This is a genomic window from Rhizobacter sp. OV335, assembly GCF_900142965.1.
Classification (GTDB): domain Bacteria; phylum Pseudomonadota; class Gammaproteobacteria; order Burkholderiales; family Burkholderiaceae_C; genus Rhizobacter.
Genome location: NZ_FRCQ01000027.1, coordinates 76,671 through 92,008 on the forward strand (window position 1 = coordinate 76,671; position 15,338 = coordinate 92,008).

Annotated in this window: 16 protein-coding genes; 9 read left to right on the forward strand and 7 right to left on the reverse strand. The window is 68.2% G+C overall.

Features of this window, described 5'->3' with window-relative positions; all coding sequences use genetic code 11:
• From BUE42_RS24160 to BUE42_RS24195, 8 genes are all read left to right on the forward strand, one after another.
• Positions 1–1,110: an ABC transporter ATP-binding protein gene (locus tag BUE42_RS24160; RefSeq protein ID WP_073467845.1), complete on the forward strand. Its 1,110-nt coding sequence runs from the start codon at positions 1–3 to the stop codon at positions 1,108–1,110.
• Positions 1,111–1,333: 223 nt separating this feature from the next.
• Positions 1,334–2,251 carry an ABC transporter permease gene (locus BUE42_RS24165; protein WP_073467846.1) on the forward strand — a complete coding sequence of 306 codons (918 nt, stop codon included), beginning with the start codon at positions 1,334–1,336 and terminating at the stop codon, positions 2,249–2,251.
• Complete coding sequence (locus BUE42_RS24170) at positions 2,248–3,096, forward strand: ABC transporter permease (RefSeq protein WP_073467847.1); 849 nt, start codon at positions 2,248–2,250, stop codon at positions 3,094–3,096. The genes BUE42_RS24165 and BUE42_RS24170 overlap by 4 nt, the downstream gene beginning before the upstream one ends.
• Before the next feature lie 40 nt (positions 3,097–3,136).
• Positions 3,137–4,561 (forward strand): DUF3138 family protein, encoded by a 1,425-nt coding sequence (locus BUE42_RS24175; RefSeq protein WP_073467848.1) that lies wholly within the window; start codon positions 3,137–3,139, stop codon positions 4,559–4,561.
• Positions 4,562–4,586: 25 nt separating this feature from the next.
• A complete protein-coding gene (locus tag BUE42_RS24180) occupies positions 4,587–6,074 on the forward strand; it encodes an aldehyde dehydrogenase (RefSeq protein WP_073467849.1) in 1,488 nt (495 codons plus the stop codon).
• Positions 6,075–6,087: 13 nt separating this feature from the next.
• The gene (gene gabT / locus BUE42_RS24185; RefSeq protein WP_073467850.1) at positions 6,088–7,374 is read left to right on the forward strand and encodes a 4-aminobutyrate--2-oxoglutarate transaminase; all 1,287 of its coding nucleotides are present in this window, start codon (positions 6,088–6,090) and stop codon (positions 7,372–7,374) included.
• Positions 7,371–8,687 carry a type III glutamate--ammonia ligase gene (glnT, locus tag BUE42_RS24190; RefSeq protein ID WP_073467851.1) on the forward strand — a complete coding sequence of 439 codons (1,317 nt, stop codon included), beginning with the start codon at positions 7,371–7,373 and terminating at the stop codon, positions 8,685–8,687. The genes gabT and glnT overlap by 4 nt, the downstream gene beginning before the upstream one ends.
• A 37-nt stretch (positions 8,688–8,724) precedes the next feature.
• Positions 8,725–9,657, forward strand: a complete 933-nt coding sequence (locus tag BUE42_RS24195) for a DMT family transporter (protein WP_073467852.1) — start codon at positions 8,725–8,727, stop codon at positions 9,655–9,657.
• Here BUE42_RS24195 and dusA read toward each other — a convergent pair.
• The 4 genes from dusA to BUE42_RS24215 form a co-directional block, all read right to left on the reverse strand.
• Positions 9,643–10,620 carry a tRNA dihydrouridine(20/20a) synthase DusA gene (gene dusA / locus BUE42_RS24200; protein ID WP_073467853.1) on the reverse strand — a complete coding sequence of 326 codons (978 nt, stop codon included), beginning with the start codon at positions 10,618–10,620 and terminating at the stop codon, positions 9,643–9,645. The genes BUE42_RS24195 and dusA overlap by 15 nt on opposite strands.
• Positions 10,621–10,636: 16 nt before the next feature.
• Positions 10,637–11,077: a type II toxin-antitoxin system VapC family toxin gene (locus BUE42_RS24205; RefSeq protein WP_073467854.1), complete on the reverse strand. Its 441-nt coding sequence runs from the start codon at positions 11,075–11,077 to the stop codon at positions 10,637–10,639.
• On the reverse strand, positions 11,074–11,328 hold the full coding sequence (locus tag BUE42_RS24210) for a FitA-like ribbon-helix-helix domain-containing protein (protein WP_073467855.1): 255 nt from the start codon (positions 11,326–11,328) through the stop codon (positions 11,074–11,076). The genes BUE42_RS24205 and BUE42_RS24210 overlap by 4 nt, the downstream gene beginning before the upstream one ends.
• Before the next feature lie 63 nt (positions 11,329–11,391).
• Positions 11,392–11,652: a hypothetical protein gene (locus BUE42_RS24215; protein ID WP_073467856.1), complete on the reverse strand. Its 261-nt coding sequence runs from the start codon at positions 11,650–11,652 to the stop codon at positions 11,392–11,394.
• 157 nt (positions 11,653–11,809) lie between these two features.
• Here BUE42_RS24215 and BUE42_RS24220 point away from each other — a divergent pair, with 157 nt between their 5' ends.
• Positions 11,810–12,052, forward strand: coding sequence for a hypothetical protein (locus BUE42_RS24220; protein WP_073467876.1), 243 nt, complete (start codon positions 11,810–11,812; stop codon positions 12,050–12,052).
• A gap of 4 nt (positions 12,053–12,056) precedes the next feature.
• Here BUE42_RS24220 and BUE42_RS24225 read toward each other — a convergent pair whose 3' ends face one another.
• The 3 genes from BUE42_RS24225 to BUE42_RS24235 are packed head-to-tail and all read right to left on the reverse strand — an operon-like array spanning position 12,057 to position 15,320.
• A complete protein-coding gene (locus BUE42_RS24225; RefSeq protein WP_073467857.1) occupies positions 12,057–12,941 on the reverse strand; it encodes an alpha/beta fold hydrolase in 885 nt (294 codons plus the stop codon).
• A complete protein-coding gene (locus BUE42_RS24230; protein WP_073467858.1) occupies positions 12,938–13,741 on the reverse strand; it encodes an esterase/lipase family protein in 804 nt (267 codons plus the stop codon). Before BUE42_RS24230 ends, BUE42_RS24225 begins: the two co-directional genes overlap by 4 nt.
• A gap of 52 nt (positions 13,742–13,793) precedes the next feature.
• Positions 13,794–15,320 carry a wax ester/triacylglycerol synthase family O-acyltransferase gene (locus BUE42_RS24235; RefSeq protein WP_073467859.1) on the reverse strand — a complete coding sequence of 509 codons (1,527 nt, stop codon included), beginning with the start codon at positions 15,318–15,320 and terminating at the stop codon, positions 13,794–13,796.
• Positions 15,321–15,338 lie beyond the last annotated feature (18 nt).

Sequence of the window (15,338 nt, forward strand, 5' to 3'; positions counted from 1 at the left end):
ATGACCAGCACACCGCAAGCCGGTTTCCTGCGCATCGACGACGTGGTGAAGGATTTCGGCGGCGGTGCCGTCGCGGTCAACCACGTCAGCGTCGACATTGCCAAGGGCGAGATCTTCGCGCTGCTGGGCTCATCCGGCTGCGGCAAGACGACGCTGTTGCGCATGCTGGCCGGCTTCGAGACGCCGACCTCGGGGCGCATCGTGCTCGACGGCAAGGACCTCGCGGGCCTGCCGCCGTATGCGCGGCCGTTGAACATGATGTTCCAGTCGTACGCGTTGTTCCCGCACCTGACGGTGTGGGACAACATCGCCTTCGGCCTGCGGCGCGACAAGCTGCCGGCGGCCGAGGTCGCCGCCCGCGTGGAGACGATGCTGAAGCTGGTGCAGCTCGGCAAGTACGGCAAGCGCAAGCCGCACCAGCTGTCGGGCGGCCAGCAGCAGCGGGTGGCGCTGGCGCGCAGCCTGGCGAAGAAGCCGCAGTTGTTGTTGCTCGACGAACCGCTGGGCGCGCTCGACAAGAAGCTGCGCGAGGAAACGCAGATCGAGCTGGTGAACATCATCGAAGAGGTCGGCGTGACCTGCGTGATGGTGACGCACGACCAGGAAGAGGCGATGACGATGGCGTCGCGGATCGCGGTGATGAGCGAGGGGCGTTTCCTGCAGGTGGGCGCCCCGGCCGACATCTACGAGACGCCGGCCACGCGCTTCGTGGCCGACTTCATCGGCAACGTGAACCTGATGGACGGCGCGGTGACGGTCGACCAGCCCGACCACGTGGTGATCAGCTGCGCCGATTGCACGCACTACGTGGGGCACGGCATCACCGGCACCGAGGGCATGGAGGTGACGGTGGCGTTGCGGCCCGAGAAGATCCAGCTCTCGCGGGACGCACCGGCTGGCGAGCACGGGCCGCACAACCGGACCCGTGGCAAGGTGAAGAACCTCGCGTACTTCGGCAGCTTCACGGTCTTTCACATCCAGTTGCCGAGCGGGGCGATGCTGAAAGTCAGCCAGAACAACTCCGAGCGGCATCGGGATGACGTGATCACCTGGGACGACGAAGTCTGGGCGCATTGGTCTCCGTCTGCTCACGTGGTGTTGACGCAATGACAGCCCACCCGCACCCCGTTCACCCTGAGCCTGTCGAAGGGCCTGCACTCGCGGCACGAGGGCTTCGACAAGCTCAGCCCGACCCTTCGACAAGCTCAGGGCGAACGGGGTTTCTTTGCACCCGCCCGCGCCTCTGCAAAACCAGCGTGCCATTTCGTCGAATCCTTCTCCTGACACTCTCCGCCCGCAACGCCATGCGCGCGCAGCAAGAAGGAGCGAATCAATGAAGGCTCCAACCTGGTGGAGAGGAAGAAGCGCCGTCATCGGCATCCCCTACGCGTGGCTGTTGCTGTTCTTCCTCGCCCCGTTCCTGATCGTGCTGAAGTACAGCCTGTCGGAGATGGGCGCCGTGACCCCCAACGACCTGACGAGCGTGGTCGACGGGGCGCTGAAGATCACCCTCAAGTTCGCCAACTACACCTTTCTCGCGAGCGACAAGCTCTACGTCACCGCCTACTGGTCCAGCGTCAAGTTCGCGTTCGTCACCACCGTGCTGTGCCTGGCGATCGGCTACCCCTTCGCGTACTTCATGGCCCGCGCGAAGCCGAGCCTGCAACCCGCCCTGCTGATGCTGGTGATGTTGCCGTTCTGGACCTCGTTCCTGCTGCGCGTCTACGCCTGGAAAGGCCTGCTCGAGGAAGGCGGCTGGGTGCATCGCGTCGTCGTCGGGCTCGGCATCGACCAGCTGCTGGTGCGCGCCGACATGATCGAGGTCGCCGGCAAGCTGATGAACACGCCCTTCTCGCTCGTGATCGGCATGACCTACACCTACCTGCCCTTCATGATCCTGCCCCTCTACGCGAACCTCGCGAAGATGGACCTGCGCCTGCTCGAAGCTGCGGCCGACCTCGGCGCCACGCCGTGGCAGGCGTTCTGGCGCATCACCGTGCCGCTCTCCAAGGCCGGCATCATCGCCGGCTCGATGCTGGTGTTCATCCCGTGCATCGGCGAGTTCGTCACCCCCGAACTGCTGGGCGGGCCGCGCACGCTGATGATCGGCCGCGTGCTGTGGGACGAGTTCTTCAGCAACAACGACTGGACCATGGCCTCCACCGTCGCCGTCGTGCTGGTGCTGCTGATCGTGTTCCCGCTGGCGCTCTTCAACAAGTACCAGGTCGAAAGCCAGGAGCGCAGGCGATGAGCGGCACCGTGCACCCCAAGGCCGCCTGGTTCGGCCGCGCCTGGCTGGTCGGCGGCTTCCTGTTCCTCTACCTGCCCATCGTCACGCTGGTCATCTACTCGTTCAACGCGTCCTCGTTGCCCACCGTCTGGGGCGGCTTCACGCTCGACTGGTACGTCAAGCTGGCCGGCGACCGCGAGATGCTGTCGGGCCTGTGGCTCTCGCTGAAGATCGCCTTCCTCAGCGCCTGCGGCTCGGTGCTGCTCGGCACGCTGGCCGCCTTCTCGCTGGTGAAGTACCGGCGCTTCGCCGGCCGCACGCTGTTCAACGGCCTCGTCAACGCGCCGCTGGTGATGCCCGAGGTGATCTGCGGCCTGTCGCTGCTGCTGATGCTGGTGTCGGTGCAGAAGGCCATCGGCTTCCCCGAGCGCGGGCTGATGACGATCTGGCTCGGCCACCTGCTGCTCGGCATCTCGTATGCCACCGTCGTCGTGCAGGCCCGCCTGCAGGACCTGAACCCGTCGCTCGAAGAAGCGGCCATGGACCTGGGCGCCCGGCCCTGGCAGGTGTTCACGCTGGTCACGCTGCCGATGATCGGCCAGGCGCTGGCCTCGGCCTGGCTGCTCACCTTCAGCCTGTCGCTCGACGACGTGGTGGTCTCGGCCTTCCTGTCCGGCCCGGGCGCCACGACCATGCCGCTGGTGATCTTCTCGCGCGCCCGCCTCGGCCTGAACCCGAGCGTCAACGCGGTCGCGACCGTGATCATCGTGATCGTCGCGGTGTGCGTGGCCGCGGCCAGCCTCTACATCGCACGCGCCGAACGAAAGCGCATCGAGGAAATGAACGCGGCGCAGCGTGGCGCCTGACTCCAGAACAACCCCGAATCCAACCCCGAGGAGAAAACCGATGAAGTTCGCGAAGCTCTCGACCCTGGCGCTGGCCATTGCCGCCGCGTTTGCGGCCCCCGCCCAGGCCCAGTCGAACAAGGAGTTGATGGACGAGCTGAAGGCGATGAAGCAGCGCATCGCCGACCTGGAGAAGAAGCTGGCCGAGAAGTCGGCCGCCGACGCGAAGCCCACGGAGAAGACCCAAGAGCGGCAGTGGGGCATGACGCCGGAGCAGGCGCAGGATTTCAACCGCATTTCGGTCAAGACCGAGGCGCTGGAAGACGCGATGGAAGCGCAGGGGCTGAAGGGCCTGAAGATCGGCGGCTACTTCGACCCGACCTGGATCTACAACAAGAACCAGCACAGCGCCGGCTTCCAGTTCCTGAACCGCGTCTCGGACGACGGCTACAACTACGACAACGGCTACTTCGGCGTGGCGAACCTCGATTTCCAGAAGGAGCTCGACGGCGGCACCAAGCTGCGCCTGACGCTGATGCCCAACCGCGGCGCCGGCGCCATCGCCGACCCGGACGGCAACTCGATCGTGCACGAGGCCTCGGCGTCGATCCCGATCGGTGACCTGCAGACGCGCTTCATCTTCGGCCAGATCCCCGACTGGTCGGGCTACGAGTACGTGCAGGGCCCGCTGACCAAGCTGGTCACGCGCGGGTTGCTGCTCGACTTCACCGAGCCGACGGTCTACACCGGCGCCGGCCTGGAGTTCATCCGCGGCAAGTGGGACATCAAGGCCGTGCTGGCCAACTACAACAAGACGAAGAACGGCGCCAACCACAAGGCGCCGGTGCTCGCCTACCGCGTCGACTACTCGAAGGGCGAGTTCAACGGCTTCGGCTTCGCCGGCGTGCACGGCAAGGCCGGCAACTTCTCCGAGAGCGCGATCGATCCGAACACGCTCGAGGTGATCCCGCAGGACGACACCCGCCTCGACCTGTTCGAGATCGACGGCTACTTCATCCGCGGCGACTGGACGGTGCAAGGCCAGATCGGCGTCGGCCGGCAGCGCGATGCATCGATCGTTCCTGCCGCCGACGGCAGCCTGCGCGACGCGAAGTGGTGGGGCCTGTCGGCGCTCGCAGCCTACAAGTTCGAGCCGCGCTTCGAGGGCGTGGTGCGGGCCGACTACATCAACAACAAGAAGAACGGCGGCGGGCTGCTGCAGTACTCGGTCGCGGACGACCGCAACGGCATCGGCCCGGATCCGGCGCTGGGCTGTGCGCCGGGTGCGCTGGTCGACGGCTGCGACGAAGGCGCGAACCGCTATGCGCTGGCGGTCGGCTTCAACTACCTGATGACCCGCAACACGACCCTGAAGGCCGAATACCGGCTGGATCGCGCGACACTGCCGGTGTTCATCGACGCCAACGACGGCAGCTACAAGAAGAGCAACCACCTGCTGGGCGCGTCGGTCGTGGTGTCGTTCTGATCAAGGACCTGACGAAGGAGACAACATGGCTTCGATCGACTGGACAGCGCGCGCGGCAGCACAGCAATTCGACGGCCGCGCCTTCATCGGCGGCCAGCGCGTCGCGGCCCTCGCCGGCGAGACCTTCGGCTGCGTCTCGCCGCTCGACGGTCGCACGCTGACGCAGGTGGCGCGCGGCCAGGCGGCCGACGTGGATGCGGCGGTGCAGTCCGCCCGCCGTGCCTTCGACGACGGCCGCTGGTCGCGCAAGGCGCCGGCGCAGCGCAAGAAGGTGCTGCTGCGCTTCGCCGAGCTGATCCTCGGCGCCAAGGAAGAACTCGCGCTGCTCGAGACGCTCGACATGGGCAAGCCGATCAAGTACAGCCTGAGCGTCGACGTGCCGTCCACCGCCCGCTGCATCGCCTGGTATGCCGAGGCGGTCGACAAGATCTACGACGAGATCGCGCCGACGCCGCAGACCGCGCTGGCGCTGATCACGCGCGAGCCGATGGGCGTGATCGGCGCGATCGTGCCGTGGAACTACCCGATGATCATGGCCTCGTGGAAGCTCGGCCCCGCGCTCGCCGCCGGCAACAGCGTGGTGCTGAAGCCGAGCGAAAAATCCCCGCTGACCGCGCTGCGCCTGGCCGAACTCGCACTGCAGGCCGGCCTGCCCGACGGCGTGTTCAACGTGGTGCCGGGCTACGGGCACGAGGCCGGCGAGGCGCTCGCGCTGCACCTGCAGGTCGACGCGATCGGTTTCACCGGCTCGACGCGCGTCGGCCGCAAGATGCTCGACTACGCCGGGCGCAGCAACCTGAAGCGGGTCTACAACGAGCTGGGCGGCAAGTCGGCCTTCGTCGTGTTCCCCGATTTCGACGACCTCACGCGCGCCGCGCAGACGGTGGCCGGCAGCATGTTCTTCAACCAGGGCGAGTCGTGCAACGCGCCGTCGCGGGTGTTCGTGCACGAGAGCATCGCCGACGATTTCGTCAAGACGGTGACGGCCGAGGCGCCGAAGTACCAGCCGGGCAACCCGCTCGATGCCGGCACCGAGCTGGGTGCGCTGGTCGACGACACGCAGCTGCGCACGGTGCTCGGCTACATCGACGCCGGCCAGAGCGAAGGCGCGCGGCTGGCCGCCGGCGGCCGGCAATCGCGCAAGGACAGCGGCGGGTATTTCGTCGAGCCGACGGTGTTCGACGGCGTGTCGAACACGATGAAGATCGCGCGCGAGGAGATCTTCGGGCCGGTGCTGTCGGTGATCCGCTTCAAGACCGAAGAGGAAGCGATCGCGATGGCGAACGACAGCGCGTACGGGCTGCAGGCCAGCGTGTGGAGCAGCAACATCAACCGCGCGCACCGCGTGGCGCGGGCGCTGCGGGCCGGCACGGTGCACGTCAACCAGTACGACGAGGACGACATCACGGTGCCGTTCGGCGGGTTCAAGCAGAGCGGGAACGGGCGCGACAAGTCGCTGCATGCGTTCGACAAGTACACCGAGCTGAAGACGACCTGGATACGGCTCGATTGACCGGAGAACCGCGATGAACCACTCGCAGAACGAACAACTGATGGCCCGCAAGGCCGCCGCCACGCCGCGCGGTGTCGGCGTGATGGGCACCTTCTTCGCCGACCACGCCGAGAACGCCGAGCTGTGGGATGTCGAAGGCCGGCGCTTTCTCGACTTCGCCGGCGGCATCGCGGTGATGAACACCGGCCACCGCCACCCGAAGGTCATCGCGGCGATCGAGGCGCAGCTCAAGCGCTTCACGCACACCTGCTACCAGGTCGTGCCGTACGAGGGGTACATCGCGCTGGCCGAGCAGCTCAATGCGCTGACACCCGGCCGCCACGCGAAGAAGACCGCCTTCTTCAGCACCGGCGCCGAGGCGATCGAGAATGCGGTGAAGATCGCCCGCGCGCACACCAAGCGCGCCGGCGTCATCGCGTTCGGCGGCGCCTTCCACGGGCGCAGCATGTTCGCCGTGGCGCTGACCGGCAAGGTGCAGCCCTACAAGGCCGGCTTCGGGCCGTTCCCGCCCGAGATCTACCACGCGCCCTTCCCTGCCGAAGGCACCAGCCTCGCCGAGATGCAGAAGGCGGTGCAGCACCTGTTCAAGGCCGACATCGAGGCCTCGCGCGTCGCGGCCATCGTGTTCGAGCCGGTGCAGGGCGAAGGCGGTTTCAACGTCATCCAGGCCGAGGCATTGCGCTGGCTGCGCGCGCTGTGCGACGAGCACGGCATCGTGCTGATCGCCGACGAGGTGCAGACCGGGTTCGGCCGCACCGGCCGGCTGTTCGCGATGGAGCACTTCCCCGAGGTGCTGCCTGACATTCTTGTCAGCGCCAAGTCGCTGGCCGCCGGCCTGCCGCTGTCGGCGGTGACCGGCCGCGCCGAGATCATGGACGCGCCCGCGCCGGGCGGCCTCGGCGGCACCTACGCCGGCAACCCGCTGGCGATTGCTGCCGCGCATGCGGTGATCGGCGTGATGCACGACGAGCAGCTGCCGGCGCGCGGCCAGGCGCTGGGCGACCGGCTGAAGGCGGTGCTGAACGAGCTGCGCGCTGCCGTGCCGCAGATCGTCGACGTGCGCGGGCTGGGGGCGATGGTGGCGGTCGAGTTCAACCGCACCGGCACCGACGAGCCTGATGCAGCGTTCACGAAGCAGGTGCAGGCCGAAGCGCTGCAGCGCGGGCTGATCCTGCTGAGCTGCGGCGTCAATGCCAACGTGATCCGCTTCCTGTTCCCGTTGACGATTCCCGACGTGCATTTCGCCGAGGCGATCGCGATCCTGCAGGCGTCGCTGCGGGCCGCTGCCGCCTCCGCATGAAGGAGCTTCGCGAACGGCTGCAAGCCGAGGGCGTGCACACGCTGGTCGCGCAATTCACCGACGTGCACGGCGTCGCCAAGGGCAAGTACGTGCCGCTCGCGCACCTGGAGAGCCTGCTGGCCGAAGGCGCGGGCTTTGCCGGCCCGTCGATCTGGGGCACCGGGCTGCCTCGCACCGGCCCGCGCTCGGAGTACTACGGCCGCGGCCAGCCCGAGACCGCCCGGGCGCTGCCGTGGATGCCGGGCTATGCGCGCATCGTCTGCGACGGCTTCGTGGCCGGCGAGCCGTTCGACGCCTGCCCGCGCCAGGTGCTGAAGCGCCAGGTGGCGAAGCTGGCCGAGCGCGGTTGGACGCTGCGCACCGGCATCGAGCCGGAGTTCTTTCTGCTGCGCCGCACCGCCGATGGCATCGCGCCGGCCGATGCGCAGGACGCGCTCGACAAGCCCTCGTACGACCTGAAGACGCTGCCTCGGCAGGCCGCGTTTCTGCACGAGCTGTCCGAGGCGCTGACCGCTTGCGGCCTCGACGTGTTCCAGGTCGACCACGAGGATGCGCACGGCCAGTACGAGCTGAACTTCCACCATGCCGAGGCCTTGCAGAGCGCCGACCACCTGATGCTGTTCAAGATGGCCGCGCAGGCGCTGGCCGAGCGGCACGGCAGCGTGTTCTCGATGATGCCCAAGCCGTTCGCGAACCAGCCGGGCAGCGGCATGCACTTTCACGTGTCGCTGTGGGCTGGTGGCGACTGCGTGTTCGCCGACCGACAGCAGCCGCTGTCGACGCTGGCCGGGCATTTCATCGCCGGCGTGCTGGCGCATTCGGCCGCGCTGTGCGCGCTGGCCGCGCCGACCGTCAACAGCTACAAGCGGCTGGTGGTCGGCGAATCGCTGTCCGGCACCAGCTGGGCGCCGGCCTACGTGGCGCACGGGCCGAACAACCGGACGGCGCTGGTGCGCACGCTGGGCGGCCGCTTCGAATGGCGGGTGCCGGATGCATCGGCCAACCCGTACCTGGCGACGGCTGCGCTGATTGCCGCCGGGCTCGATGGCATCGCGCGCGAGCTCGATCCGGGGCCGGCGTGCACCGAGGATCTGTTCCAGCTGAGCCTCGCGCAGATCCGCGAGCGCGGCATCGGGCTGCTGCCGCAGAGCCTGGGCGAAGCGGTCAACGCGCTCGAGGCCGACGAGGTGATCCGCGGGGCCTTGGGCGAGACGCTGTCGGCCGAGTTCATCCGCCTGAAGCGTGCCGAGTGGACGGAGTACGCGCGCCATGTGAGCGGCTGGGAGATTGCGCGGTACGCTTCGGCGTTCTGAGCACCTCCCCTCCTTTTCTCTCGCCCACGCCTCCTGAATGAACTCCTCTTCGTCGGCCGCCTCGGCCAGCCACCGCGTGCACGCGCCGTGGATCGCCTACCTCTGCCTCGGCAGCTCGATGGCCCTGGTGGGCAGCTATGTGGGGCTGTCGAAGCTGCTGCTGGCGGTGTTCCCGGTCTTCCTGCTGGCCTGGCTGCGCTTCGGCATGGCAGCGGTCGCGATGGTCGGCTGGGTGCGGCGCCAGCCGGGCGAGGCGCCGCTGAGCCGGCACGACCGCGTGCTGCTGTTCTTCGAATCGTTCTTCGGCAACTTCCTGTTCTCGATCTGCATGCTGTTCGGCGTCGGCATGAGCTCGGCGCTGGCGGCCGGCGTGATCATGGCGGCGATCCCGGCGGCGGTGGCAATCCTGTCGCGGCTGTTCCTGAAGGAACGCATCCAGCCGCGCGTCGCCGCGGGCATTGCGTGCGCGGTGGGCGGCATCGCGCTGGTCTCGGTGGTGGCGCACGGCGGTGAGGACAAGGGCAGCTCGCTGCTGGGCAACCTGCTGCTGTTCGGCGCGGTGCTGTGCGAAGGCTCGTACGTCGTGATGGGCAAGAAGCTCGCCGGCAACGTTTCGGCCAAGCGCATCAGCGCGCTGGTGAACCTGTGGGGGCTGGCGCTGGTGACGCCGCTCGGGCTGTGGCAGGCGATGTCGTTCGACTTCGGCGCGGTGCTGCCGGGCGCGTGGTCGCTGCTGCTGTTCTATTCGCTGGCGGCCAGCATGGTGACGGTGTGGCTGTGGATGACGGGGCTGCGCCATGTGCCGGCGTCGTCGGCGGGCATCTTCACGGTGCTGCTGCCGATCAGCGCGGCGGCGGTCGGCGTGGTCTTTCTCGGCGAGCGGATCAGCGCGACGCAGGCGGCGGCCTTCGGGCTGGCGATCGCCGGCGTGCTGCTGGCGACCTGGCCGTCGCGCTCAGGCCGGAACTGACTCGCCCCCCGCGATGCGCGCGACCTCGCGCGCCGGCTCGGTCTTCAGCTTGTGGTCCGACCACACCTGCCGCCAGCGGCGCGCGCCAGGCAACCCGTTGCGCAGCCCCAGCATGTGGCGCACGACGCGCGACCACGGCTCGCCCTTCAGGCCGACGCGCTCCATGTAGTCGACCATCTGCCGCTCGATCGCCGCGCGGTCCAGCTCGTGATGCGGCGTGCCGAAGAAGAGCTCGTCCCACTGCGACATCAGCCACGGGTTGTGATACGCCTCGCGGCCGAGCATCACGCCGTCGAGGTGCAGCAGCTGCTCGGTGATCTGCTCCTGCGTGGTGACACCGCCATTGAGCACGATCGTCAGGTGCGGGAAATCGCGCTTCAGGCGGTGCACCGTCTCGTAGCGCAGCGGCGGCACCTCGCGGTTCTCCTTCGGGCTCAGCCCCTTCAGCCAGGCGTTGCGTGCATGCACGATGAAGACCTCGCAACCGGCTTCGGCGATCTGGCCGACGAAGTCGCGCACGAACTCGTAGCGCTCGTCCTGGTCGATGCCGATGCGGTGCTTCACCGTCACCGGGATCGACACCGCATCGCGCATCGCCTTGACGCTGTCGGCCACCAGCGCCGGCTCGTTCATCAGGCAGGCGCCGAAGGCCCCGCGCTGCACGCGCTCGCTGGGGCAGCCGCAGTTCAGGTTGACCTCGTCGTAGCCCCATTGCTCGGCCAGCTTCGCGCAGAACGCCAGGTCGGCCGGCTCGCTGCCGCCGAGCTGCAAGGCCACCGGGTGCTCCTCGGCGTTGAAGTCGAGGTGCCGCGGCCGGTCGCCATGGATCAGCGCGCCGGTGGTGACCATCTCGGTGTAGAGCCGGGTGTGCTTCGTCAGCAGGCGATGGAAGTAGCGGCAGTGGCGGTCGGTCCAATCCATCATTGGAGCGACACTCAACCTCCAAGGTGACATTGCCAGCATGACCTCTTGATTTTCCTTATGGTTCATTGGATTTCGCGCTGTCGAGCCAGGGGTTGATGACCGCCGCACCGGCGGCCTCGAACGGGCTCGTGTCCCGGGTGGCGACAGCGAACCCATTGGCTGCTGCGATGGCCGCAATGTAGCCGTCCGCCGTGGCAATGGCCAAGCCAGCGGCGCGGGCCTTCGCCATCAGTGCCGCAAAGGCTTGTGTGCAGGCCAGGTCAAAGGGCAGCACGCGGCCGGCGAACAGGGGCAGCACGCGCTTTTCGAGGTTCTCCTGGAGCCCCGCGCGCCGCTTGCCGGCGGGGAGCAGCGCCACGCCCGCACGCAACTCCGCCACCGTGATGGAGGAGAGGAACAGCGTCTCCATCGCCTGGGCGTCGATCCACTCGATCACGCGAAGTTCGGGCGCGTGGCGAAGCGGTTCCGACACCACATTCGTATCCAGCAAAATCATTCGAAGCTCACCGGGCGAGATGGAGCCTTGTCGCGCACCTGCTCGAACACGGCGAACTCTTCGTCGCTCAACCTGGCCTGGCGGCCCATGTCTGCCAGAAGCGAACCCAGCTTCACGCGCCCCTGGGGACTGATCGCAGATTCCAGGATCTCGCGCACCTCGGCCTCCATGCTGTGGCCGTGCTGGGCAGCACGAACGCGCAGAGCACGGTGGACCTCGTCGGAGAGGTTGCGAACGGTGAGCATGGCCATGGCGTCGTTTCGGATTGCATTCGATGCATGCACTTTACCACTATGCATTCATGCCGGCAGGAATCAGCCCGCAGGCCATGTCGCCATCACCCGTGGCGGCTGTGCCCGTTCATCCACCCACTGCCGCCCCACCTGCCGCGCATGCTTTGCCGCATCGACCTGCACCTCGAAGACGCCCGCGCCGGCATCGACCGTGTAGTCATCGCGGTGCGCGCCATACGCACGCCCGATCTGCAGCCTGGCCGCGAAGCCGCCGCCGACCAGCGCGTCCGGTGCGCAGTGCAGCTGGTATCCCTTGTACTCGTCGATGAACGGCGCTTGCATCCTGCTTCTCCTGCCAAGCCCGCGATCTTCCTTCAAGACGCCGCTGATGCGTTTTGAGGCATGCAACTGACAGCTGCAGACAGCACTCGGGAATACTGTACGTTTGTACAGTTAGTGGCTACTATGCATCGCTCCTCGACTCCGCCGAATGACCGCCATGAACCCCGACATCACTTCTGAAAACTGGGCGCTGAAGTGCGCCGAGCGCCTGCAGGAACAGTGGCCGCGCGTCGACCGCAGCGACCTCGAGCACCTCGCGTGGGCGCTGATCTCCGAGCCCTATTGGCAAGGCATGGACCCGAGTGACGCCGCGCTCGAATGGCTGCAGCAAGGCGTGTCCGTGCAGCGCGATGCGCGCCCTGAAGCCAGCAACGATCCGCTGCTGCCGTGCAGCCGCTGAAGCCTCAGGCCCGCCCGGCCGCGAGCGCGATGCCCTGCGTGAAGCGCGGCAGCAAGGGCATCGGCAGGTCGTGCCCCATGCCGTCGATCAGGTCGAGTTCGGCACCGGCGATCTTGCGGGCCAGGTCGTGCCCGGCCGCCACCGGCACCAGCGGGTCGGCCTGGCCGTGGATCACGCCGCACGGCAGCTTCACGCCCTCCAGGCGCCGGCTGCGGTCGCCATCGGCCGCAATCGCGACCAGCTGGCGTGCCGTGCCCGCGGGGCGGTATGCGCGGTCCACTGCGGCGCGCAGCCTGGCCTGCATCCAGGCCGGATCGGGCCGGTACGCCGGGCTGCCGATCAGGTGCATGAAGCGGCCCAGGTGCGCCGCGACCGAGGCCGGGTCGCGCGGGTTCTCGGGCCGGCTCAGCAGCGCACGCCGCACCTCGGGCGTGGCCATCGGCAGGCGGCGCGAGCCGGTGCTCGTCATCATCAACGTCAGGCTCTTCAGGCGCTGCGGATGATGGATGGCCATCAGCTGCGCCACCATGCCGCCCATCGACGCGCCGCACACATGGGCCTGCGCGATGCCCAGCGCATCGAGCACGCCGATGGCATCGTCGGCCAGCGCGCGCAACGGGTACGGCGGGCGGATCGGCAGGTGGAAGGCGAACTTCATCGCGGCCATCGGCACGTTCGGCACGCCCAGCTGATCGAAGCCCTGGCTCAGCCCGACATCGCGGTTGTCGAAGCGGATCACGCGGAAGCCGCGCGCCACCAGCATCTGCACCAGCTCGTCGGGCCAGGCGGTGAGCTGCATGCCCAGGCCCATCACCAGCAGCAGCGGCTCGCCGTTCGGCGAACCGTGGTCTTCGACCTCGAGCGAGATGCCGTTGGCCGCGAGCTTCATGCGCCGACCGTCTTGAAGAACCACTTGCGCGCGCCGGCGGCCTCGAAGCGCTTCCAGTGCGCCGGGTCCTGCGCGAGCCGGTCGGCGATCGCGTAGAGCGCCAGCGGGTTCACGCCCATGCCGATGTGGCTCGCGTGCACCTCGATGTTCTCGGCCAGCGGAGAGTCTTCGTTGATGCTGCACTGCCACGCGACGACGCCATCGGTGCGCGAGTAGATCGAGGTGGTCGGCACCGGCGGCGGGCGGCGCACCTGTTCGAGCAAGGCCGGGTCGTGCACGCTCTGGCCGCTGACCCATTCGTAGAGGCGCCAGGCGTTGGTGGCGCGCGGGTGGCCGGTGAACGGCGTGCCCAGCGTGATCACGCAGCGCGTGTGCTGCGGGCGCTCTTTTGCGACCTCGCGCGCATACACGCCACCGAGGCTCCAGCCGATCAGGCTGACCGGCTGCTGGTGGCGGCGGTGCAGCAGGTCGACCATCTCGACGCAGCGTTCGAGCACCCCCTCGCGCGGACCGAAGTTGAAGCCCTGCTCCCATGGGTACGGCACGTAGCCGCGGTCGCGCAGGAAGTTGCGCAGCGGCACGGTCGTGAAATCGGCCGCGGCGAGGCCGGGGAAGACGAGCACCGGGTGGCCGTCGCCGGGCGGCAGCTTGTCGAGCGCGCGGTTCAGCACCGGAGACGATGCGAGCATCGCCGCGAACTCCCAGGGCGCGCGCCCTTCGAGCATCAGGAGCAAGGCGTTGGGGGCCTTCAGGTCATTCCGGGCGTCGGGGGAGAACTGCTGCGCGCCGTCACGAGGCATGGTGGGAGGCCGCATCGGGCCGTCGTGAATACGCTTGCATCTTAGTGGGCAATCAGCGGGCGGCGGCGGCTTTGGCTGGAGCCTTGGCCCTAGGTTTGGGCGCGGCCTTCGGCCTGGGTTTTGGTGTCGGCTTCGGTGTCACCTTGGCGACAGGTTCGCTGGTGGCCGGCAGCGCCAGCAGCTCGGCCAGCGCTTCTTCCAGGTGCGTCGCGAGCTCGGCCACCTCGGGCATCGCCTTCGCGCACGCCATCAGCCCGAAATCCAGCGATTCGTCGTAGCTCTGCACGGTGATGTTGAGCGCGACGCCGTGCACGACGATCGAGGCCGGGTAATTGGTCAGCATGCGCGCGCCGGCCATGTACAGCGGAAACGCCGGGCCGGGCACGTTCGAGATCACCACGTTGGCGATCGGCGGGATGCGGTCGGCGACCCGGGCCTTTCCGTACAGCGAGGTGACGGTGCTCATCAGCCACGGCACGCCGAGCGACGGGAAATCGGTGGGCATCAGGCTCTTGACGCTGCCGAGCGTGGATTTCATCGCGGCGCTGGCGGCCTGCACGTAGCGCAGGCGCTCCATCGGGTCGGCGATGTGGGTGCCGAGGTTCACGACCGTCATCGAGGCCTGGTTGTTCGCGGTGGTGTCGCCGGCCGCGCGGGTCGACACCGGCACCGCCGCCACCATCGACTTGCGCGGCAGCGGGCCGTGCTGCAGAAAATGCCGCCGCAGCGCGCCGCCGCACAGCATCAGCACGACGTCGTTCAGCGTCGCGTCGTGCGCGCGGCGCAGCGCCTTGATCTGCGCGATCGGCAGGCTGACGCCGGCGAACGCGCGGCCGGCGGTCACCGAGGCGTTGAGGCGCGTGCGCGGTGCGAGGGCCATCGGCGCCTCACCGGACGGGTTGCGCAGCTTCGCCACCTTGCCGGCCACCTGCCCTGCCACCTGGGAGAGCGCGCCCACCGTCGACGGCAAGGCCTTCATCAGCTTGCCGTACTGCTGCAGCTGGTTCGCGAGCACGCCGCTCAGCATGCCGGCGAGGCCGATGTCGAGCTTCTTCGCGGGGCGTTTCTCCTGTTCGATGTCGCGCGGCGTGGCTTGCACGTCGAGGATGGCCTGGGCCAGCGCGATCGCGGCCTGGCCGTCGACGGCGGCGTGGTGCAGCTGGGTGTAGAGGGCGACGCGCTTCTCCTTGTTCGGCCCCGGCGCGAGGCCTTCGAAGACGTGGAATTTCCACAGCGGGCGTTCGCGGTCGAGCAGCACGGGGTGCAGTTGGCTGACCTGCGCGTCGAGTTCGGCGAGGCCGCTGCCCTTCGGCAGCTTGATGCCGACGATGTGCTGCGTGAGGTCCGGCGTTGCATCGACCCACACCGGGTTGGCCAGGTTGAACGGCATCCACGCGAGCTTGCGGCTCAGCGGCGGCGCGAGCGGCAGCCGCGAGCCGATGTGGCGCCGCACGTCGGCGAGGAAGCTGCCCTTGTAGGCGGCAGGCAGCTCGAACACGTGCAAGGCGCCGACGTGCATCGGCATCTCGGGCGTCTCCATGTAGAGGAAGGACGCGTCCAGACCGGACAGCTGCTTCATGGGCCTCTCCTGGGGGTG